Annotated in this window: 19 protein-coding genes; 14 read left to right on the top strand and 5 right to left on the bottom strand. The window is 68.5% G+C overall.

The features are described 5' to 3' along the window. Window positions 1-15: 15 nt before the first annotated feature. On the top strand, window positions 16-1,029 hold the full coding sequence (locus AB0B82_RS06555) for an acetamidase/formamidase family protein (RefSeq protein ID WP_360163357.1): 1,014 nt from the start codon (window positions 16-18) through the stop codon (window positions 1,027-1,029). A 20-nt stretch (window positions 1,030-1,049) separates the two neighbouring features. Here the strand turns inward: AB0B82_RS06555 and AB0B82_RS06550 are convergent, their stop codons facing one another. Further along, entirely contained in the window at window positions 1,050-1,952 is a 903-nt protein-coding gene (locus tag AB0B82_RS06550; protein ID WP_360163355.1) for an EamA family transporter, read from the bottom strand. A gap of 57 nt (window positions 1,953-2,009) precedes the next feature. Here AB0B82_RS06550 and AB0B82_RS06545 point away from each other — a divergent pair, with 57 nt between their 5' ends. Continuing rightward, on the top strand, window positions 2,010-2,477 hold the full coding sequence (locus AB0B82_RS06545) for an Lrp/AsnC family transcriptional regulator (RefSeq protein WP_360163353.1): 468 nt from the start codon (window positions 2,010-2,012) through the stop codon (window positions 2,475-2,477). Window positions 2,478-2,555: 78 nt separating this feature from the next. Next, window positions 2,556-3,767 (top strand): pyrophosphate--fructose-6-phosphate 1-phosphotransferase, encoded by a 1,212-nt coding sequence (locus AB0B82_RS06540; RefSeq protein ID WP_360163352.1) that lies wholly within the window; start codon window positions 2,556-2,558, stop codon window positions 3,765-3,767. Between the two features lie 40 nt (window positions 3,768-3,807). Here the strand turns inward: AB0B82_RS06540 and AB0B82_RS06535 are convergent, their stop codons facing one another. Next, window positions 3,808-4,230 (bottom strand): low molecular weight protein-tyrosine-phosphatase, encoded by a 423-nt coding sequence (locus AB0B82_RS06535; protein ID WP_360163350.1) that lies wholly within the window; start codon window positions 4,228-4,230, stop codon window positions 3,808-3,810. A 10-nt stretch (window positions 4,231-4,240) separates the two neighbouring features. Next, window positions 4,241-4,627 (bottom strand): phage holin family protein, encoded by a 387-nt coding sequence (locus AB0B82_RS06530; RefSeq protein ID WP_360163348.1) that lies wholly within the window; start codon window positions 4,625-4,627, stop codon window positions 4,241-4,243. 103 nt (window positions 4,628-4,730) lie between these two features. Between AB0B82_RS06530 and AB0B82_RS06525 the strand changes: the two genes are divergently transcribed. The 8 genes from AB0B82_RS06525 to AB0B82_RS06490 are packed head-to-tail and all read left to right on the top strand — an operon-like array spanning window position 4,731 to window position 13,554. Beyond that, window positions 4,731-5,867 carry a DUF4185 domain-containing protein gene (locus tag AB0B82_RS06525; RefSeq protein WP_360163346.1) on the top strand — a complete coding sequence of 379 codons (1,137 nt, stop codon included), beginning with the start codon at window positions 4,731-4,733 and terminating at the stop codon, window positions 5,865-5,867. Then, on the top strand, window positions 5,864-6,571 hold the full coding sequence (locus AB0B82_RS06520) for an FCD domain-containing protein (protein WP_360163344.1): 708 nt from the start codon (window positions 5,864-5,866) through the stop codon (window positions 6,569-6,571). The genes AB0B82_RS06525 and AB0B82_RS06520 overlap by 4 nt, the downstream gene beginning before the upstream one ends. 18 nt (window positions 6,572-6,589) lie before the next feature. Further along, window positions 6,590-7,873: an extracellular solute-binding protein gene (locus AB0B82_RS06515; protein WP_360163342.1), complete on the top strand. Its 1,284-nt coding sequence runs from the start codon at window positions 6,590-6,592 to the stop codon at window positions 7,871-7,873. Continuing rightward, a complete protein-coding gene (locus AB0B82_RS06510) occupies window positions 7,870-8,745 on the top strand; it encodes a sugar ABC transporter permease (protein WP_360163340.1) in 876 nt (291 codons plus the stop codon). Before AB0B82_RS06515 ends, AB0B82_RS06510 begins: the two co-directional genes overlap by 4 nt. Continuing rightward, window positions 8,732-9,541: a carbohydrate ABC transporter permease gene (locus AB0B82_RS06505; protein ID WP_360163338.1), complete on the top strand. Its 810-nt coding sequence runs from the start codon at window positions 8,732-8,734 to the stop codon at window positions 9,539-9,541. Before AB0B82_RS06510 ends, AB0B82_RS06505 begins: the two co-directional genes overlap by 14 nt. A 19-nt stretch (window positions 9,542-9,560) precedes the next feature. Continuing rightward, a complete protein-coding gene (locus tag AB0B82_RS06500) occupies window positions 9,561-10,316 on the top strand; it encodes an SDR family oxidoreductase (protein WP_360163336.1) in 756 nt (251 codons plus the stop codon). Further along, entirely contained in the window at window positions 10,313-11,527 is a 1,215-nt protein-coding gene (locus tag AB0B82_RS06495; protein WP_360163335.1) for an enolase C-terminal domain-like protein, read from the top strand. Before AB0B82_RS06500 ends, AB0B82_RS06495 begins: the two co-directional genes overlap by 4 nt. Beyond that, window positions 11,524-13,554 (top strand): hypothetical protein, encoded by a 2,031-nt coding sequence (locus AB0B82_RS06490; RefSeq protein ID WP_360163333.1) that lies wholly within the window; start codon window positions 11,524-11,526, stop codon window positions 13,552-13,554. The genes AB0B82_RS06495 and AB0B82_RS06490 overlap by 4 nt, the downstream gene beginning before the upstream one ends. 3 nt (window positions 13,555-13,557) lie before the next feature. Here the strand turns inward: AB0B82_RS06490 and AB0B82_RS06485 are convergent, their stop codons facing one another. Further along, window positions 13,558-14,226: a GntR family transcriptional regulator gene (locus tag AB0B82_RS06485; RefSeq protein WP_360163331.1), complete on the bottom strand. Its 669-nt coding sequence runs from the start codon at window positions 14,224-14,226 to the stop codon at window positions 13,558-13,560. 168 nt (window positions 14,227-14,394) lie between these two features. Here AB0B82_RS06485 and AB0B82_RS06480 point away from each other — a divergent pair, with 168 nt between their 5' ends. After that, entirely contained in the window at window positions 14,395-16,023 is a 1,629-nt protein-coding gene (locus AB0B82_RS06480) for a phage tail tip lysozyme (RefSeq protein ID WP_360163329.1), read from the top strand. Between the two features lie 19 nt (window positions 16,024-16,042). Further along, entirely contained in the window at window positions 16,043-16,657 is a 615-nt protein-coding gene (locus AB0B82_RS06475) for an S-layer protein (protein ID WP_360163327.1), read from the top strand. A 50-nt stretch (window positions 16,658-16,707) separates the two neighbouring features. On the opposite strand, the gene AB0B82_RS06470 is transcribed toward AB0B82_RS06475, so the two are convergent. Then, complete coding sequence (locus AB0B82_RS06470) at window positions 16,708-17,580, bottom strand: arginine deiminase family protein (protein ID WP_360163325.1); 873 nt, start codon at window positions 17,578-17,580, stop codon at window positions 16,708-16,710. Window positions 17,581-17,735: 155 nt separating this feature from the next. On the opposite strand from AB0B82_RS06470, the gene hisC reads away from it, so the two are divergent. Then, the gene (gene hisC, locus AB0B82_RS06465; RefSeq protein ID WP_360163323.1) at window positions 17,736-18,815 is read left to right on the top strand and encodes a histidinol-phosphate transaminase; all 1,080 of its coding nucleotides are present in this window, start codon (window positions 17,736-17,738) and stop codon (window positions 18,813-18,815) included. Window positions 18,816-18,837: the final 22 nt, after the last annotated feature.

The following is an 18,837-nucleotide window of genomic DNA, read 5'->3' as shown; positions in this document are numbered from 1 at the left end:
CCAAGGTTGCCAGACGTGGACATCGTCGAATTCACCCCTGAGCCCTCCGACTTCGCCTGGACCTTCGGCGGCGCGCCGCCGGTTCGCCGGGTCCGCCCCGGTACCGCCCTGCGGCTGTGGACCGAGGACGCCTTCGCCGGCAGCATCCGCAGTACGGCGGACCTCGCCAGTGCCTCGCTGACGATGCCGTTCGTCAACCCGCAGACGGGGCCGTTCTACGTCGAGGGCGCCGAGCCGGGCGACACGCTGGCGCTGCATTTCGTCGAGCTGACCCCGGCGCGGACGTGGGGCGCGTCGGCGACCATCCCGTTCTTCGGCGGGCTGACCAGCACGGACCGGACCGCCACGCTGCAGGACCCGCTGCCGGAGCGCACCTGGATCTACGAGGTGGACAGCGACCGGAAGACGGTCGGCTTCCAGGCGCAGGGCAGTGAACTGGAGGTTGCGCTGCCGCTGGAGCCGATGCTCGGGACGGTCGGTGTGGCGCCGGCCGCCGGCGAGGTGCGCTCGGCGCTGGTGCCGGACACGTTCGGCGGCAACATGGACACTCCGGAGATGCGCGCCGGCACCACCTGCTTCCTGAACGTGAACGTCGAAGGCGCACTGTTCTCGGTCGGTGACGGGCACTACCGGCAGGGTGAGGGCGAATCCTGCGGTACGGCCGTCGAGGGCGCGATGAACGTCGTCCTGATCGTCGACTTGGTCAAGACGCCCGGACCGGTCTGGCCACGACTGGAGAGTGACGAGTACCTCTCGGTGATCGGGTCGGCCCGGCCACTCGAGGACGCGTGGCGGGCCGGTCAGGTCGACACGGTGCGCTGGCTGGGCGACCTGTACGGGCTCGACAAGCTGGACGCGTACCAACTGCTCAGCCAGGTCAGCGAGGTCCCGCTGGCCAACGTGGTCGACGCCAACTACAGCGTGGTCACCAAGCTCCCGAAACGCCTCCTGCCACCAGTCACGGCGTACGACGGCATCCACCAGCACCTACGCGAACTGGGCAACAACCTCCTCCGCGAAGCGCTGTAGCGGGACAACGACACCGAACTTCAGGTGGTTCTCCTCGAGATGGCGACGCCGGCGAGGCAGAGTGCTCCGCCGGCGAAGGCGAGTGGGGTGGGGGTTTCGCCGAGCGCCAGCCAGGCCAGGAGGACGGCTACGACCGGTACGGCGTACACGGTGATGCCCATGCGGCCCGCGCTGGTACGGCGGAGCGCGAAAGCCCACGTGGTGAAGCCGAGGGCGGTCGGGAACGCGGCCAGGTACACGACCCACCAGACCGTCGACGCGTCGGCCAACTGCAGTTCGTCGACCAGCGTGGGTGCGTAGGGGAGGCAGACGACCGCACCGATCGTGCAGGCGAGCCAGGTGACCTCCGCGGCGGGCAGCCGACTGAGGAGCGGCTTTTGCGTCACCACGCCGACGGCATACGAAATCGCTGCGATCACGCACAACACCACGCCCCAGGTCTCGGCGCGACCGCTGGAGGTCGACGTACCGATCACGACGATGCCCGCGAAGGCGACGAGACCGCCAATCACCAACTGCCGGGGGAATCCCTCGCCCAGCCCGATCCCGGCGAGGACGGCGATCAGCAGCGGAGCGATGTGGACGAGCATCGCCGCCGTACCGGCGTCGAGCCGGCGCTCGGCCTCGTTGAGGGCCAGGTTGTACACGCCGAACCACAGCACGCCGCAGGCGATCAGCGGCAACCAGTCGCGTCCGGCCGGCCAGCGCCGTACGACGGGGTGCTGCCGCCGCCTGAGCAGCAGCGCGCCGAGGAAGACGCTGCCCAGGCCGAGCCGCGCGAGCGAGAGCGGACCGGCGGAGATCTGGCTGCCGAGATGCCGGATGGCGACGAACGACGACGCCCAGAGGACGACCGTGACGGCCGCGGCGCCCGCCGCCAGGCCGATCCGTGCAGGAGCTTCGGTAGCAGTAGTCACACTCATTACAGTAGAAATAAAATACGGTGCCAGCCATGGCGATTCGGAGCCCAGGAGGCGGTCGTGCTTACCGAAACGAGAAGTCAATTGCTGGATGAGCTCAATACTCGAATCCTGCAGGAGTTGACCGCCGATCCCCGGCTGCGGACCACCGAGCTCGCCCGGCGGCTCGGTGTCTCGACGCCGACGGTGCGCGAGCGGGTCGCCCGGCTGGAGGAGTCCGGCGTGATCCGCGGGTACCGGCTGGACCTCGATCCGGGCGCGCTCGGCCGGCCGGTCGCGGCCTGGGTCCGGCTGCGCCCCGGCCCGAACCAGATCCCGAAGATCATCGACCTCGCCGAGCGGGTTCCCGAGGTCGTCGAGTGCCATCGGATCTCTGGCGAGGACTGCTTCCTGATCCGGGTCCAGGTCGCCGAGATCGCCGCGCTCGAAGGAGTGCTGGACCAGTTCCTGCCGCACGGCCAGACCACGAGCTCGTTCATCGTCTCCACGCCGATTCCGCCGCGCAGCGTGCCGTTGTCCGCAGGGTGAACCCCAACCACCGCCGGGAGTGGTCTGCATCACTAGTCTGGTGGCGACTTCAGTGACGTTCCCGGAAGGACCCGATCCATGGCTGCCGACAAGTCTGTCCGCAGAGTTGCCCTGCTCACCGCCGGCGGGCTCGCGCCCTGTCTGTCGTCCGCCGTCGGTGGGCTGATCGAGCGCTACACCGCCGTGGCGCCCGACGTCGAGATCATCGCCTACCTGAACGGGTACCACGGTCTGCTCAGCGGCCGCTTCGTCGAGATCACTGCGGAGGTCCGGGAGAAGGCCGCGCTGCTGCACAAGTTCGGCGGCAGCCCGATCGGCAACAGCCGGGTCAAGCTGACCAACACCGCCGACCTGGTCAAGCGCGGCCTGATCCAGGACGGGCAGAACGCGCTACAGGTCGCCGCCGAGCGCCTGGTCGCAGACGGTGTCGACGTCCTGCACACGATCGGCGGTGACGACACCAACACCACCGCCGCCGACCTCGCGGCGTACCTGCAGGAGCACGACTACGACCTGACCGTGGTCGGTCTGCCGAAGACCATCGACAACGACGTGGTCCCGATCCGGCAGAGCCTGGGCGCCTGGACGGCGGCCGAGCAGGGCGCGCTGTTCGCCCGCAACATCATCGCCGAGCACAGCTCGAACCCGCGGATGCTGATCGTCCACGAGGTGATGGGCCGCAACTGCGGATGGTTGACCGCGGCAACGGCACAGGCCTACCAGCAGTGGGTCGACGAGCAGGAGTGGAACCCGGGCATCGGCCTGACCAAGGGCGGCTGGGACATCCACGCGGTGTACGTGCCGGAGGCAACGATCGACCTGGACGCCGAGGCCGAGCGGCTGCGCAAGGTGATGGACGACGAGGGTTGCGTCAACATCTTCCTGTCCGAGGGTGCCGGGGTGCCGTCGATCGTGGCCGAGATGGAGGCGCGCGGCGAGGAGGTCGGCCGGGACCCGTTCGGTCACGTCAAGCTGGACACCATCAACCCGGGCGCCTGGTTCGCCAAGCAGTTCGCCGAGCGGATCGGCGCGGAGAAGACGATGGTGCAGAAGAGCGGGTACTTCAGCCGCTCCGCCGCGGCCAACGACCGCGACCTCGCGCTGATCAAGGAGTGCACCGACTACGCCGTCGACGCCGCGCTGCGCGGTGAGGCCGGCGTAGTCGGCCACGACGAGGAGCGTGGTGACGAGTTGCGCGCGATCGAGTTCCCGCGGATCGCCGGCGGCAAGGAGTTCGACCCGACCGTCGACTGGTTCGTCGAGCTGAAGACCCGCATCGGCCAGAGCTGAGCTTGCTTCGGTCAGGGCCGATCTTGCTTCGGCCGGTGGTTCAGCCGGCCGTTCGGAGGCGGTCGACCCAGGTGTCGGCCGCCTTCTCGATCTGCGCGAGGACCTCGTCGAAGCCGTCGTCCTCGCCGTAGTACGGATCCGGTACGTCGTTACTCGCGAACAGCTGCGCCGGGACGCCGTACCGTCCGAGCGTCTCGCGGTGCCCGGAATCCATCGCCAGCACCAGGTCGGGCGCAGCCGATCGGTCGTACTGACGGGCGCGGTGCGCGCCGCCGTCGTACCCACGGCGCCGGAGCGCGGCCGCGGCCCGCGGGTCCATCCGGTCGCCGACGTGCCAACCGTCGGTACCCGAGCTCGTCACCTCGACGCCGTCGACGCCGGCTCCGGCGAGTTTGGCGCGCAGCACGACTTCGGCCATCGGTGAGCGGCAGATGTTCCCGGTGCAGACGATCTCGACGTGCATCAGCGGACCACTAGCGGATCTCGGCCTTCTCCGGCAGCACCGCGTTGAGGATCATGCCGACGACGCTGATGATCAGCGCGCCGAGCAGCGCCGCCCAGAAGCCGTCGACGTGGAACTGGACGTCGAGCTTGCCGGTGATCCATGAGGTCAGCAGCAGCATGCAGGCATTGATCACGAAGGTCAGCAGGCCGAGCGTGAGGATCAGGAACGGCAGCGACACCAGCTTCACCACCGGCTTCACGATCGCGTTCACGAGGCCGAAGATCGCGGCCACGATCAGCAGCGTGAGCACCCGCTTGCCGGTGGTCGCTCCCTCGAGCGTGATGCCGGAGACGAGCCAGCTCGCCACCGCCAGCGCGACCGCGTTGGCCAGCAACCTGATGATCAAGTTCTTCATGCGGTCGATCCTCCCACCCGCGCGGTAGCACTCCGTCCCGGGACGCACCCGGAGAGATCCCTGACTCTTGACACGGAAATGACCAAGTGATCTGATCATTTTCATGTCCCGCCCATTGGTAGCAGTCGTCGCGTTGTCGCTCACGGCAGCAGGCCTTGCTGTCCCCGCTGCCTCCGCTGCCTCCGCTGTCTCCGCCACGGCGGCGCCGCAGCCGTCCACCTGCAGCGCCGTCCAGAAGACCTGGACCGCGACGGCGACCCCGCATGCCGCGCCCGAGAGCCTGTTGAACGCCTACTCCGACACCGGGAGGGGCTGGACGGGCGCCGACAGCACGTACTCGGTGCCGCTGCGCGGCGGCCGCACCGCGTGGGTCTTCTCCGACACGTTCCTCGGCCCGGTGAACCCGGACGGCAGCCGTCCGACCACCGCGCCGTTCCTCAACAACTCGTTCGTTGTCCAGAAGGGCGACAAGCTGACCACAGTCACCGGCGGTACGCCGAGCAACCCGACCGCGCTCGTACCGCCGCCGTCGAACGGCTGGTACTGGTTCGGTGCCGCCCAGACCAGCAACGCCGGCCGCAACCTCGACGTGGTCGCGCTGCGCTTCGAGAAGACCGGATCGGGTCAGTGGGACTGGCGCTGGGCGAGCAACTACCTCGCGCGGTTCGACAGCACCTCGCTGAAGCTGAAGAGCCTCACGCCGCTGCCGTCCGGTGGAGGTGTGCAGTGGTCCGGCTGGCTGCAGCGCGACGGCGGTTACACCTACGTGTACGGCGTCGAAGACCTGGGCGCCGCGAAGTACCAGCACGTGGCACGCGTCCGCGGGGACGACCTGACCGCGAAGCCGTGGGAGTACTGGACCGGCTCGGGCTGGTCGCCGGACGAGTCCGCGTCGGTGCGGACGCTGCAGGGCGTGGCCAACGAGCACAGCGTCACGCGCTGGAAGGACGGCTACCTGCTCGTCACGCACGACACCAACGAGCTGTTCAGCAAGCGCGTCCTCGGGTACTTCTCCTGCTCGCCGACCGGTCCGTGGGTGAACCCGGTCGAGCTGTACCAGACGCCGGAGACGGGCGGAAACATCATCACGTACAACTCCCACGAGCACCCCGACCTGCGCCGCGGCACGTCGCTGCTGGTCAGCTACAACGTCAACAGCCTGGTCAGCGACGAGCTGTACGACGACGTGAGCATCTACCGTCCGCGCTTCGTCTCGGTCACCTTGGAGGCAGCCGAATGAGCTCGACCGGCGGCGTCGTACGCCGCAGTCTGCTGGACGATCTGGCGACGTCGATGCTCGCGCTGATCGCCGAGCGGAAGCTGTCGCCGGGTGATCAGTTCGAGGCGGTGCGGTCGCTCGCAGAGCGGTTCAAGGTCGCCGTACCGACCGTGCGGGAGGCGCTGCGCCGGCTGGAGGCCACGGGGGCCGTCGAGCTGCGGCACGGCTCCGGTGTGTACGTCGGGCCGAACGTCGGCCGGCTGATCCTGGCGAACCCGCTCGCGCTCGCGCCGACTCCGGATCGCCTGGTCGAGCTGTTGCAGGCGCGCGCCCTGATCGAGCCGCCGGTCGCCGCGCTGGCCGCACAGACGCGCATCGAGACAGCGCTGGAGCGGATGGCGACGGACCTGGAGACAGCGGCCGAGCTGATCGCATCCGGCGACCACGCGCAGCTGGCCGAGGTGAACATGGACTTCCATCGCTCACTGGCCCTCGCGTCCGGGAACGCGACCCTGGCCGAGGTGGTCGAGTCGGTCACCGTCGTGAACGTCCGCGAGCAACTGGAGATCCTGCACATCCACGGCGACCGGCAGGCCGACCTCGACGAGCACCGCGCGATCTTCGACGCGATTCGCTCCGGCGACGCCGACCTCGCCGAACTCCTCACCCGCGAACACTTGGACGGCGTCCTGGCCGTCATCAATCAGAGACTTCAGCACCCCTGAGCTGGAAGGACGCAAGACATGCAACGCAACAGAAGCAAGGCGCTGGCTGCCCTGGTGATCGCCGGTGCGCTCGCTCTGTCCGCCTGTGGAGGTGGCGGCGGCGCGGCCGCGCCGAAGAAGGGCGAGGACAAGCCGGTCGACACGCTCAAGTTCTACAACGACAAGGGCGGCTGGAAGGACGCGTTCGTCCAGGTCGGTGCCGCGAGCAAGAAGGATATCGGCGTCGGCATGGAGCCGGTCGGGTATTCCGACGCGAACACCTACACCGCGTTCATCCGGTCCTCGTTCCGGACCAAGGAGAAGGCCGACCTGTTCAGCTGGCACACCGGCAAGGAGCTTCAGGATCTGGTGGACCAGAAGCTCGTCGCCGAGACCACCGAGCAGTGGGACAAGGCGATTGCCGACGGCAACGTACCGGAGCAGCTCAAGGAGTACTTCACCTTCGACGGCAAGCAGTACTGCGTCCCGCTGAACGCCGGCTACTGGGTGATGTACTACAACAAGTCCGTCTTCGCCAAGGCCGGGATCACCAAGACCCCGACCAGCTGGGCCGAGCTGCTGCAGGTGGCCGACAAGGTCAAGGCCGCGGGCGTGAAGCCGTTCTACCAGACCAACATCCTGTTCTCGTTCGTCTGGTTCGAGACCCTGCTGGCCGGCAAGGACCCGGACCTGTACGACGCGCTCGCCACCGGGAAGGCGAAGTACACCGATCCCGGTGTGGTCGAGGTGATGAACGAGTGGAAGAAGATGATCGAGGCCGGCTACTTCAGTGACCCGGGCGCGAAGACCGAGCCGCAGGCGCAGCTGAAGAACGGCGACGTCGCGATGATCAACTTCGGCACCTGGTTCAGCGGCAACCTGAACACGCTGAAGATGAAGGCCGGCACCGACTACGACTTCTTCGTGATCCCGAACGTGAACCCGGACCTGCCGAAGACCTCGATGATCTTCGAGACCGGGCCGGTCTGCTCGGCGGCCGCGTCCGACCACGCGTCGACGGTGCAGAAGTGGACCGAGTGGTGGCTCACCCCGCAGGCGCAGACCGCCTGGGCGAACTCCCGCGGCGACCTGTCGTTCAACCCGAAGGCCGAGGTCAAGGACCCGGGCCTGGCGAAGCTGAACAAGGACGTCGGCGGCGACGGGTACCGGCTGATCAACCGCTGGTTCGAGGCGACGCCGGTGCCGGTGGCGAACAAGGCGCTCGAGGTGTTCGGCGCGTTCGTGACCAAGCCGGGTGACCCGATGCCCGGCCTGCAGAAGATCCAGGCCGAGGCGGACGCGTACTGGGCCAAGCAGAAGTGAGTGATCGCACCGGAGCGCGCGCGGCGCCGCTGTTCGGACTGCCCGCGGTAGCGGTCGTCGCGCTGCTCCTGTACCTCCCGTTCCTGTGGACGACGTACGTCAGCTTCACCGAGTACGACGGCCTGGCCTCACCGGTGTGGACCGGGCTGGCCAACTACCAGGCGATGTTCAGCGACCCCGACCTGGTCGGGGCGCTGGTCAACACGCTGCTGTGGGTGGTCGGCATGGTCACGCTGCCCGTGGCACTCGGCCTGCTGGTGGCCGTACTGACGTACGGCCACCGGTGGGGCACGTGGCTGCGGCTGCCGTTCCTGCTGCCGTACGCGATTTCCGGCGTTGCCGTCGGTGTCATCTGGGGATTCGTCCTGCAGCCGGACGGCGCACTGGGCCAGGCGCTCGGGTTCTTCGGGCTCCCCGGTGAGCACACGGGCTGGCTGCAGGCCGGTCCCGGTAACACGTTGATGATGATCGTGGCGACCACGTGGCAGGCGGCCGGTGTGAACGCGCTGCTGTTCGTAGTCGGTCTGCAGTCGATCCCGAACGAGCCGCTGGAGGCGGCCCGGCTCGACGGTGCCGAGGGCTTCAGCCTGTTCCGCCACCACCTGTGGCCGCAGCTCCGTCCGATCACCACGGTGGTCATCGGGCTGTCGATCGTCGGCAGCTTGAAGACGTTCGACGTGGTGTGGGTGATGACGCAAGGCGGACCGGGGACCTCGTCGGAGACGCTCGCGCTGTCGATGTACAAGGAGACCTTCGTGCTGAACGACTACGGCCAAGGTGCGGCGATCGCGCTGTTCCTCAGCCTGGTCACGTTCGCGGCCTCGATCCTGTACCTGCGCTACCAGTTGGGAGACGCACGTGAGCAGGGTTAAGACGGCGGTCCTCATCGTGCTCGGCGTGATCTGGCTCGCGCCCGTCTACCTGCTGATCGTCAACGCGTCCAAGTCGATCGACGGCTACGACGCGAAGACCGTGTGGAAACCGGGTGGCTTCGCGCTGTTCACGAACTTCGGCGACGCGTGGAGCAAGGCCGCCCTCGGCGACACGTTGGTGGCGACCACGATGTACAGCGTGATCGCGCCGGTGCTGGCGGTTCTGGTCGGCGCGGCGGCCGGGTACGCGATCGTCGTCCTGCGGCTGCGTTTCGGGTTCCTGTGGTTCGTGTTCGTCTTCGGCGGCACGATCTTCCCGCTGCAGATGATCCTGATGCCGTTGTTCTCCGGATACGCGAACTCCGGGCTGTACGACACCCGGACCGGGATGATCATTGTCTACACCGCGATCAGCGTGCCGTTCTCGGCGTTCGTGATGCGGAACTTCTTCACCGGGATCGCGCGCAGCGTGTTCGAGGCCGCGGTCGTCGACGGCGGCGGACTGTTCCGGATCTTCCGCAGCATCTACCTCCCGATGGCCGGTCCGGCGCTGGCCGCGATCTTCATCCTGCAGGCGACCTTCGTCTGGAACGACCTGCTGCTCGGCCTGACGCTGAGCCAGTCGGAGTCGGTCCGCCCGATCATGCCGGCGCTGACCGGCCTGCAGAGCACGTACGGCGGCGCGGCGCTGCCGACCGTGCTGGCGGGCGGCCTGCTGGTGTCGCTGCCGACCGTGATCCTCTTCCTCGCCGCCCAACGCTTCTTCTCCCGAGGCCTCGCCCTCGGCCAGTTCTGATCTCTCGGAGGACATGTCTATGAGTAGCCGCACAGTGGTCGTGACCGGCGGTGGCGCCGGGATCGGGCGCGGCGCCGTCGAACGCTTCGTCGCCGCGGGCGACCGGGTGATCGCCCTCGACCGGGACGCCGACGCGCTGGCGGCGCTCGGCAACGGCGTGATCGGCCGCCAGGTGGACGTCTCGGATCGCGCCGCCCTGGCCGCGGCCGCGGACGAGATCGGTGCCGTCGACGTGCTGGTCTGCGCGGCCGGCATCCAGCGGTACGGCACCGTCGTCGACACCCCGCCGGAGGTCTTCGACGAGGTGATGGCGGTCAACGTCGGCGGCGTGTTCTTCGCTTGCCAGGCGTTCGTCCCGAAGCTGCCTCGCGGCGGCAGTGTCGTGGTGGTCGCGTCCGTCCAGGCGTATGCGGCGCAGCAGAGCGTCGCGGCGTACTCGATGGGCAAGGGCGCGCTGCTGAGTCTGGTCCGCGCGATGGCCGTCGATCACGCCGCCGACGGCATCCGGGTCAACGCGGTCTGCCCTGGTTCCGTGGACACCCCGATGCTGCGGACGTCGGCGGCGCAGTTCGCCGGTGATCGGTCGACCGACGACGTGGTGGCCGAATGGGGCCGCTCGCATCCGCTCGGCCGCGTCGCGACCCCGGCAGAAGTTGCCGACGTCATCCACTTCCTGTCGTCCCCGGCCGCGTCGTTCGTGACCGGGGCGGACGTCAAGGTCGACGGCGGGCTCACCGCCGGGCTGGCCGTCGTACTGCCGGAGGACGCCAAGTGAAAATCGTCGACGTCCGCGCGACCACGGTCACGATGCCGTTGGAGGCGCCACTGCGGCACAGCAACGGAGCGCACTGGGGACGCTTCGTCCGGACTGTCGTGGAGGTCGAGGCCGACAACGGGCTGATCGGTCTCGGCGAGATGGGCGGTGGTGGACAGAGCGCCGAGGCTGCGGTCACCGGTCTGAAGGAGTACCTCGTCGGTCACGACCCGGCCCGGACCGAAGCGCTGCGCTGGATGCTCGCCAACCCGACCGCGAGTCTCTACAACAACCGCACACAGCTGCTCGCGGCCATCGAGTTCGCCTGCCTGGACCTGCAGGGTCGCGAGCTCGGCGTACCGGTGCACGAGCTGCTCGGCGGCAAGGTCCGCGACCGCGTGCCGTTCGCCAGCTACCTGTTCTTCCGGCATCCGAACGACGACGGCACCGGCGAGATCCGGACGGCGGAGCAGTTGGTCGCGCACGCCCGCGAGCTGGTCGACCAGCACGGTTTCAGCGTCCACAAGCTGAAGGGCGGCGTGTTCCCGCCGGACTACGAGCGGGAGTGTTTCCGGGCACTGGCCGAGGCCTTTCCGGGGCATGGCGTCCGGTTCGACCCGAACGGCGCGTTCAGTGTCGAGGAGGCGATCCGGTTCGCGCGCGCGATCGAGGACCTCGACAACGACTACCTCGAGGACCCGACCTGGGGCCTGAACGGGATGCGCCGCGTCCGCGAGAAGACCCGGATCCCGCTGGCCACCAACACCGTCGTGGTGAACTTCGAGCAGCTCGCCGCCAACGTTCGCGATCCGGCCGTCGACGTGATCCTGCTCGACACCACGTTCTGGGGCGGCATCCGGCCGTGCATCAAGGCGGCCGGGGTGTGCGAGACGGTCCAGCTCGGTGTCGCGGTGCATTCGTCCGGTGAACTCGGCATCCAGCTGGCGACGATGCTGCACCTCGGCGCCGTCGTCCCGAACCTCTCGTTCGCCGCGGACGCGCACTACCACCACCTGCGCGACGACATCATTGCCGGCGGCAAGCTTCCGTACGTCGGCGGCGCGATCGTCGTACCCGATGCGCCCGGCCTGGGCGTCGAGCTCGACCGCGACAAGCTCGCCGAGTACGCCGAGTTGTTCCGCGAACTCGGCACGTACCCCTACGACCGCGACCCAGCCCGCCCCGACTGGTACCCCCTGCTCCCGAACACCGATTGGGCCGACCCCTCATGATTCCGCGCAGCGCCGACCTGGCCAGCGACGTCCTTACGCACACCTACGACGACATGTTCAACCCGCCCGGGCTGACGAACTTCCTCGGAACGGCGCAGGTCGACCACGACGTGATGGCGATCCGGAGTGTCAACTTCCCGCCGTACTCGCACGGCGACACGATCACCGCTCAGCTGTACGTCGACGGCCGGCTCGCGCGTTCGTACGGCGGAACGGTCGAGGTGGTGTGGCGCCCGGACTGCGTGGTGCGCTCCACCACCGTGGACGGGCTCTCGCTACGCACCACCACCGCCTGTGCGCCAGGCCGGCCCGCCGTCGTCGTACAGCTCGAGGTGTCGGGGACGCCGGGACGGTCCGTGCGGCTAGGCTTCGCGCTCGCCAGTACGGCGACGCGCTCGCCCAGCGGGTGGTTGCGCCCGGAGCCCCCGTCGGAGCCGAACACGTTGCGGGTGGTGGACGGCCGGGTCGTCGGTACAGGTGACTCGGCGTCGGCCGTCAGCGTGCAGGGACTCGACGTCCCGAGCACTGTGGACAGGTCGGTGCTCGAGACATCGGTGGAGCTGGGCGCCGACGGGACTGCGCGGCTGTCGTACGTGCACGTGCTAGCCGGGACGCTGGAGGAGGCGACGCAGCACTTCGACGTCTGCGTGGCCGACGTACCCGCGGTGCTCGACGTTGCCGAGAGCATGTGGGACGTAGCGATCGCCGACGCGTTCGACCCGTCCAGCGAGGGCTTCAGCGGTTCGCTACCGGTGCTGGAGACGTCGAACGAGGCGCTGCGCAAGCTGTACTGGTGGGGTGTGCTCGGCGTCATCTGGTTCCGCCGGGACAACCCGGCGAGTGTGCTCGGACGGACGTACGACACGTTGATGCCGCGGTACTGGCAGACGACCACGTTCATCTGGGACTACAGCCTGTCCTCGCTCACCCATGCACTGCTCGACCCGGAGCCGATGCGCAAACACATCGAGCACTGGATCGACCTGGACACCCACAAGCACTTCGGGACCGAGTGGCTGACCGGCGGACCGGTCGGCTACTGGTACTCGGTCAACGACTTCGCCATGACCCGGCTGGTGCGCGACTACGTTCGCTTCACCGGCGACGACGCGTTTCTCGACACCACGGTCGGCGCGAAGCCGGTCGGCGAGCACGTGCACGACTGGGCGACCGCGTGGCGCGGACTGCGCGGTGAGCATGCGCTGGCCGACTACGGCGGTATCGACAACCTGCTGGAGTGCGTCAGCAGCTACGTGCACGAGGTGGCCAGCTTCAACGCCGCGAACGTGTGGTGCATGCGGGTGGCCGCTGAGCTCGCTGACCGCGCCGGTGACTCCGACCGCGCCGCGCTGCTCCGCAAGGAGGCATCGACGCAGGCTGCGCATGTCAACGAGCTGTATGTCGAGGGCAAGGGCTTCTGGCACGCCCGGCAGCCGGACGGCACGCTCGTACCGGTCCGGCACTGCTACGACTTCAACATCGTCGGTACGACGATCCCGGACGACCTGTCCGAGACGCAGTGCGAGGAGATGGTGGCGTTCTTCCAGCGCGAGCTGCAGACACCCACCTGGATGCGCGCGCTGTCGCCGTACGACGCCGACGCAGCCTTCAGTGTGCGCCCGGACCACCAGTGGAACGGCGCGTACCCGGCGTGGCCGGCCGACGCGGGCCGCGCACTGTTCGCGCTCGGGCGTGGCGACGTACTGCTGGACTGGCTGCCCGGCCTCGCGAAGACCGCCAACCAGGGGCCGTGCGGTCAGGCGCACTTCGTCGAGGAGGCGGAGCCGCCGATGGCCGGCGGTGCGCGGAAGTCGCCGCCGCAGTTCCCGTACCTGATCGACTGGTCCTGCTCGTCGTCCGGTGCCTGGGTCAGCCTGGTTCTGGAGGGCATCTTTGGGATCGAGGTCGCGCTCGACGGCACCGTGACCGCGAATCCGCAGGTCGCGGCGCTCGACCCGGACGCGCGACTCACCGGCCTGCGCGTCGGTTCGAAGACGTACGACGTGACGGCCGACGGGCTGGTCTGACGCTCAGGCCGGGGGAGTCGCGATGGCCTCGAGCAGCGACTCCTCCGCGCCGGCGAGGTGATGGCGGAGCTCCTCGACGCACTCGTCGAGCTCCCCGCGCTCGAGGAACCGGATGAGCTTGCGGTGGGACGCGACCTGCTGGCGCGCGTCCTGCCGCAGCGCGTCCACCCGCGCCAGCGCGAGCCGGGCCTCGCCGGTGATCGAGTCGGCGGTGGCGATCAGCCGCTCGCTGCCGGTCAGTGCGACCAGACTGCGGTGAATGGCCAGGTGGGTCTCGGTCATCGCCTCCGGGTCCGCGCCGTCCTTCGCGGTCGCGGCGAACACCCGCATCGCCTCCCGGACCCGCTCCCGGGCCGCCTCGTCGGCGTCGAACCAGGCGCGGATCCCTGCCGACTCGAGCACGAATCGGGCCCGGCAGATGTCGGCCACGGCCGCCGGGTGCAGGATCGCGACGCTGACCCCCTTGTTCGGCTCGCGGACCGCCAACCCCTCCGTGACCAGCATGGTCATCGCCTCGCGGACGGTACTCCGGGCCACCCCGAGCGCCTCGGCGAGCGGTTGCTCGCGCAGCGGTGTCCCCGGCTGCAGGTCACCGGCGAACAGGGCGGCACGCAGCGCGTCGACCACCCGGTCCACCGTGGTCGAGCGGTCCACCCGCAGCCGTTCGTACATGGCAACGATTCTCGTGCAGACCCGGTCCGTTGTCGCGCCCGCCCCACCGCCCGGGACCAGCCTGTGGATAACTCCCGACACGATGACCCGGTTTTCAGGCAGCATTTTCCCCAGTGACCGCCCCTTCCCCCGGACTGCGGGAAGCACCAGATCGAGCGAGGAGCCTTCGTGGAAGCCAGCAAGCTGCTGCGGATCGCCGCCGGACTCGTTTTGTTGGTGTCGCTGTCGCTGGGCATCGTGCTGCTGATGCTGCTCGGCGTGCTGGGCGGCCTGGACTCGGCCGAGGCGCAGTGCGCGCAGGCCGAGGCCGAGAACGAGAGCCTGATGGGGTACCCGACCGATCGGCAGCAGATCGACTCGGAGTGGACCCCGTTCCACCGCGGCTACGACTTCCGGGTCGAGCAGGACGACCCGGTGTACGCCTCCCACGACGGCAAGGTGATGAAGGCCTCGGACAACGAGGTGCGGATCCGGCTCGAGAGCGTCGAGACCCGGTACAAGTTCCTGAAGACCATCACGGTCAACCAGGGCGCCGAGGTCAAGCGCGGCGACAAGATCGGCACCGCGGGCACCGGAAGCGAGGGCACCGACGCGCAGGGTGCGCCGATCGGGATCGCCGGCGCGCACATCCACTGGGAGATGTGGGCCGACCAGAAGAACGACGGCAACTGGTCCATTGTCCCCAAGCCGGACGAAAACCCGTTCGTCGTCGACTCCTCGAAGAGCTCCGCCTGCAGCTGCGTCGACGGCAACCTCTCCGGTGCGAACAACCAGCAGAAGGCCTTCAACTTCTTCGTCCAGAACGGCTACTCCAAGGAGCAGGCCGCAGGCATCGTCGGCAACATGATCAGCGAGTCCAGCGTGGAGCCCGGGCGGCTGCAGGGGACGAACCCGGGCACCGTCAGCATGCCGAGCGAGGTCATCAACTCGTCGCTGGGCTGGGGCATCGTGCAGTGGACGCCGGCCGGGAAGATGATCCGGCCGTCCCGCGACGACGGTGTCTCCGACGAGACGATCGCCTCCCTCGGGTACCAGTTGGAGTTCTTGCTGAAACAGCTGCGGGGCGAGGGTCCGCTGCCGGAAGGCGCCGCGGGCACCGCGCTGAAGGCGGCGAACTCGGTCGAGGACGCGGCCTTCCAGTTCGGCCACAAGTTCGAGCGCTTCGCCGGCAGTGAGAACCCGTCGCACCCGCGGTACGCCGAGCGTAAGGCGAACGCACGGCACGTCTACCAGCAGTTCGCGGACTCCGCGCCGTCCGGCGGCGACGGCGGCGAAACCGAGGCCGCGGCGAGCACCGGCGGCGCGTGCGGCGCGGGCAGCGGCAACATTGCCGAGGTCGCGAAGAACCTGGCCTGGCCGGAGGGCGGTCACAACGGTACGGACGCCAGTCTCGCGAAGCCGGAGTTCGTCCAGGCGATGGCGCAGTACAACGACGGGCCGAACGGCTACGTGCCCTACAGCGACTGCGGGCGGTTCGTCGCGACCGTGATGCGGATGAGCGGCGCCGACCCGAACTTCCCGAAGGTGTCCACCGGCGTCCAGTTCGACTACATGATGAACTCCGGCAAGTACGACTCCTGGCACGCCGTACCGCCGGGCGGGATGAAGCCGGGTGACATCCTGAACGGGCCCGGCCACACCTACCTGTACGTCGGACCGTGGGGCAAGGACGGCGGCGGCTACGACTCCGCGTCGGGTTCGCTGGGTCAGCACGTCCCGGAGGCCACCCACCTGTACGACGTCGGCGGCCAATTCTGGGTCTTCCGGCTGAAGAACGCGCCGCAGACGAACAGCTGAGCATGGACAGGAGCATCTGATGCTGTACGAGAACCGGCGACTCTTCACGATCGGCGGCGTCGTGCTGGTGGTCCTGCTGGTGATGATCGGCGGGGCCGCGCTGCTCAACCGCACCGCGGAGACCACGCTGACCGTCGAATCGATCCCGAACGACCTCACGCTGACCTTGGACGGTCACGAGATCCCGGCGAACGGCGAGGTCAAGATCAAGGAAGGCGAGCACACCCTGGTCGGCTCGCGGCGCGGCTTCGAGACGTACACGAAGAAGTTCACCGCGGGCAGCGACCGGCTGAGCTACAAGATGTACCTCTACGCGAACAGCGAAGAGGGCCGGCAGTGGACGAAGCAGAACCCCGAGCAGGAGCAGAAGCTCGAGGAAGAGGCCGGTAAGAACTTCGCCGAGACCCAGCAGCGGCTGCAGAACAAGTACCCGATCCTCGCCCAGCTCCCGTACATCGGCCCCGGCTTCCAGGCGACGTACACCAAGTCCAAGTCCGACCCGAAGAACCCGGTGGCGATCTCGATCGTGATCGAGGTCTACAGCGACCGGGGCAGGACCGAGGCGCTGAAGTGGATGCAGGGCTACGGCTTCGACCCGGAGAAACTCGACATCATCTGGAAGACCGGCAAGTAGCTCGGCTGCCGGTCCGAGGGTGTTCCCGACGGACCGGCACCGGCCGGAGCTCAGGCTGGTAGGTGGAGTTCGCCGCCCGGAGTGGTGATCGGGGCAAGCGGGAAGTCGAGCGGGTTGGTCAGGCAGCGCGCCGAGCCGCCGCCCTTGTGGAACTCGGACAGGTCCAGGACGACCACGCGCAGCCCGAGGCCGGCGAAGAGCGCCTCCAGTCGCGGCGAGCAGGCCGGCATGATGATCGTCTCGCCGACCACGATCGAGTTCCCGCAGAACGCGAACGCCTCCTCGTCGGTGAGCACGATCGGCTCCGGCACGATCCCGGACAGCTCAGCCTGGCTGGTGACGTCGAACGCCGGCGGGTAGATCATCGCGTGCGTGCTGTCGACCGGGCAGAACGGCAGGTCGAGGTGGTACATCCCCTCGTGCGCGATCCGCAGCCCGCGGACCCGAATGTTCCACTCGGTGGCCAGCTGTTTGAGCGCCTCGACCTCGGTCCGCGGTCCGTACCCGACGACCAGGCTGTCACCGAACACGAACGCGTCCCCGGACTCGAAATGCGGGCCGACCCCCTCGCCGCCGGTCCGGTCGAGCCGGAACCCGTGCTCGGTGAACCACTCGGCGGCGCTCAGCGACTCCTTCCGGCGCGGCTCGAACCGCATGTGCGAGAGCATCGCGCGCCCGTCCGCGGTGGCCAGCCCGAGGTTCATCGCGTACACCATGTCCGGCGAATCCGCGCGCTGCTCGAGCACCTCGACCTCGCCGCCGGCGTCCACGATCGCCTGCCGCAGCGACTCCCACTGCTTCAGCGCCAGCGCCGGGTCCGGCTGGTCCTGGGTCGACATGTAGGGGTTGATCACGTAGTCGATCCGGAAGTGGTCCGGCCGAACCATCAAGTACCGACGACCCCATTCCAGCGGCTGCCCCATGACACCCTCCCACGACTGTTGAGACCTGATCGCCAGATCCCCTGATTGTCCGACAATCAGTCAGTTTGAGGCTCGTCGTACCCGGAGTCAAACCCTCGCGGCAGGTCGCTCCGGGCAGGGTGGTTCTGCGGTTCGGTAAGGACTAACCTGCGGGCATGACCCCTGACATCGAGGTTCGCTTTCGCGCCTGCCTGGACGACGTTCCGGCTTACAAGCCGGGCCGTCCGCCGGCGCGCACGGACGGCCGGCCGACGTACAAGCTGTCGAGCAACGAGAACCCGTACCCGCCGCTGCCCGGCGTACTCGAGGCCGCGACCGCAGCCGCCGCGCAGATGAACCGCTACCCGGACATGGGCGCGGTCGACCTGCTCGAGGCGCTGTCGGCGCGGTTCGACGTCCCGGTGAGCGACCTCGCGGTCGGCACCGGCTCAGTCGCGCTGCTCTACCACCTGCTCCAGGCGACGGTCGCCGACGGCGACGAGGTCGTCTACGCGTGGCGCTCGTTCGAGGCGTACCCGATCGCGGTGCAGCTGACCGGCGCCACCTCGGTCCAGGTCCCGCTGACCGCTGACGCCCGCCACGACTTCAAGGCGATGGAGGCCGCGATCACCGACCGCACCAAGGTCGTGCTGGTCTGTACGCCGAACAACCCGACCGGCCCGGTGGTACGGCGGGACGAACTGGTCGCGTTCCTCGACGCCGTACCGTCCTCGGTACTCGTCGTGATCGACGAGGCGTACCGCGAGTTCGTCCGCGCAGATGACATCGTGGACGGCGTCGACCTGTACCGCGAGCGGCCGAACGTCGTCGTACTGCGGACCTTCTCGAAGGCGTACGGGCTGGCCGGCTTCCGGGTCGGGTACGCGATCGGCCACCCGGAGATCGTGGCCGCGATCCGCAAGTGCGCGCTGCCGTTCGGCGTCAGCCACGTGGCCCAGGCGGCGGCGATCGCGTCGCTCGGTTTCGAGGACGAGCTGATGGAGCGGGTGGACGCGCTCGTGGTGGAGCGCGAGCGGGTCGTCGGCGCATTGCGCGAGGCCGGCTGGGACGTCCCGGAAACCGAGACCAATTTCGTCTGGCTCGAGCTGGGCGACGACACGATGAAGTTCGCCGAAGCCGTCCAAGCCGAAGGCGTCTCGGTCCGCCCCTTCCCCGGCGAAGGCATCCGCATCACCATCGGCGAACCCGAGGCCAACAACCTCTTCCTCGACGTCGCCCGCACCTGGAACCGATGATTATCGGCGCAGCGGGAGCGGG

The organism is Kribbella sp. NPDC048915, from assembly GCF_040649595.1.
Lineage (GTDB): Bacteria > Actinomycetota > Actinomycetes > Propionibacteriales > Kribbellaceae > Kribbella.
The sequence above is the reverse complement of the archived record's forward strand: the minus strand, read 5'-3'. Positions and strand labels throughout refer to the sequence as shown.

What these genes read in the sequence shown, in the direction of transcription:
- AB0B82_RS06550 (WP_360163355.1), bottom strand. Translation starts at nt 1,952, where the DNA reads ATGAGTGTGACTACTGCTACCGAAGCTCCTGCACGGATCGGCCTGGCG.
- AB0B82_RS06540 (WP_360163352.1), top strand. Translation starts at nt 2,556, where the DNA reads ATGGCTGCCGACAAGTCTGTCCGCAGAGTTGCCCTGCTCACCGCCGGC.
- AB0B82_RS06535 (WP_360163350.1), bottom strand. Translation starts at nt 4,230, where the DNA reads ATGCACGTCGAGATCGTCTGCACCGGGAACATCTGCCGCTCACCGATG.
- AB0B82_RS06530 (WP_360163348.1), bottom strand. Translation starts at nt 4,627, where the DNA reads ATGAAGAACTTGATCATCAGGTTGCTGGCCAACGCGGTCGCGCTGGCG.
- AB0B82_RS06525 (WP_360163346.1), top strand. Translation starts at nt 4,731, where the DNA reads ATGTCCCGCCCATTGGTAGCAGTCGTCGCGTTGTCGCTCACGGCAGCA.
- AB0B82_RS06520 (WP_360163344.1), top strand. Translation starts at nt 5,864, where the DNA reads ATGAGCTCGACCGGCGGCGTCGTACGCCGCAGTCTGCTGGACGATCTG.
- AB0B82_RS06515 (WP_360163342.1), top strand. Translation starts at nt 6,590, where the DNA reads ATGCAACGCAACAGAAGCAAGGCGCTGGCTGCCCTGGTGATCGCCGGT.
- AB0B82_RS06500 (WP_360163336.1), top strand. Translation starts at nt 9,561, where the DNA reads ATGAGTAGCCGCACAGTGGTCGTGACCGGCGGTGGCGCCGGGATCGGG.
- AB0B82_RS06490 (WP_360163333.1), top strand. Translation starts at nt 11,524, where the DNA reads ATGATTCCGCGCAGCGCCGACCTGGCCAGCGACGTCCTTACGCACACC.
- AB0B82_RS06485 (WP_360163331.1), bottom strand. Translation starts at nt 14,226, where the DNA reads ATGTACGAACGGCTGCGGGTGGACCGCTCGACCACGGTGGACCGGGTG.
- AB0B82_RS06475 (WP_360163327.1), top strand. Translation starts at nt 16,043, where the DNA reads ATGCTGTACGAGAACCGGCGACTCTTCACGATCGGCGGCGTCGTGCTG.
- AB0B82_RS06470 (WP_360163325.1), bottom strand. Translation starts at nt 17,580, where the DNA reads ATGGGGCAGCCGCTGGAATGGGGTCGTCGGTACTTGATGGTTCGGCCG.
- hisC (WP_360163323.1), top strand. Translation starts at nt 17,736, where the DNA reads ATGACCCCTGACATCGAGGTTCGCTTTCGCGCCTGCCTGGACGACGTT.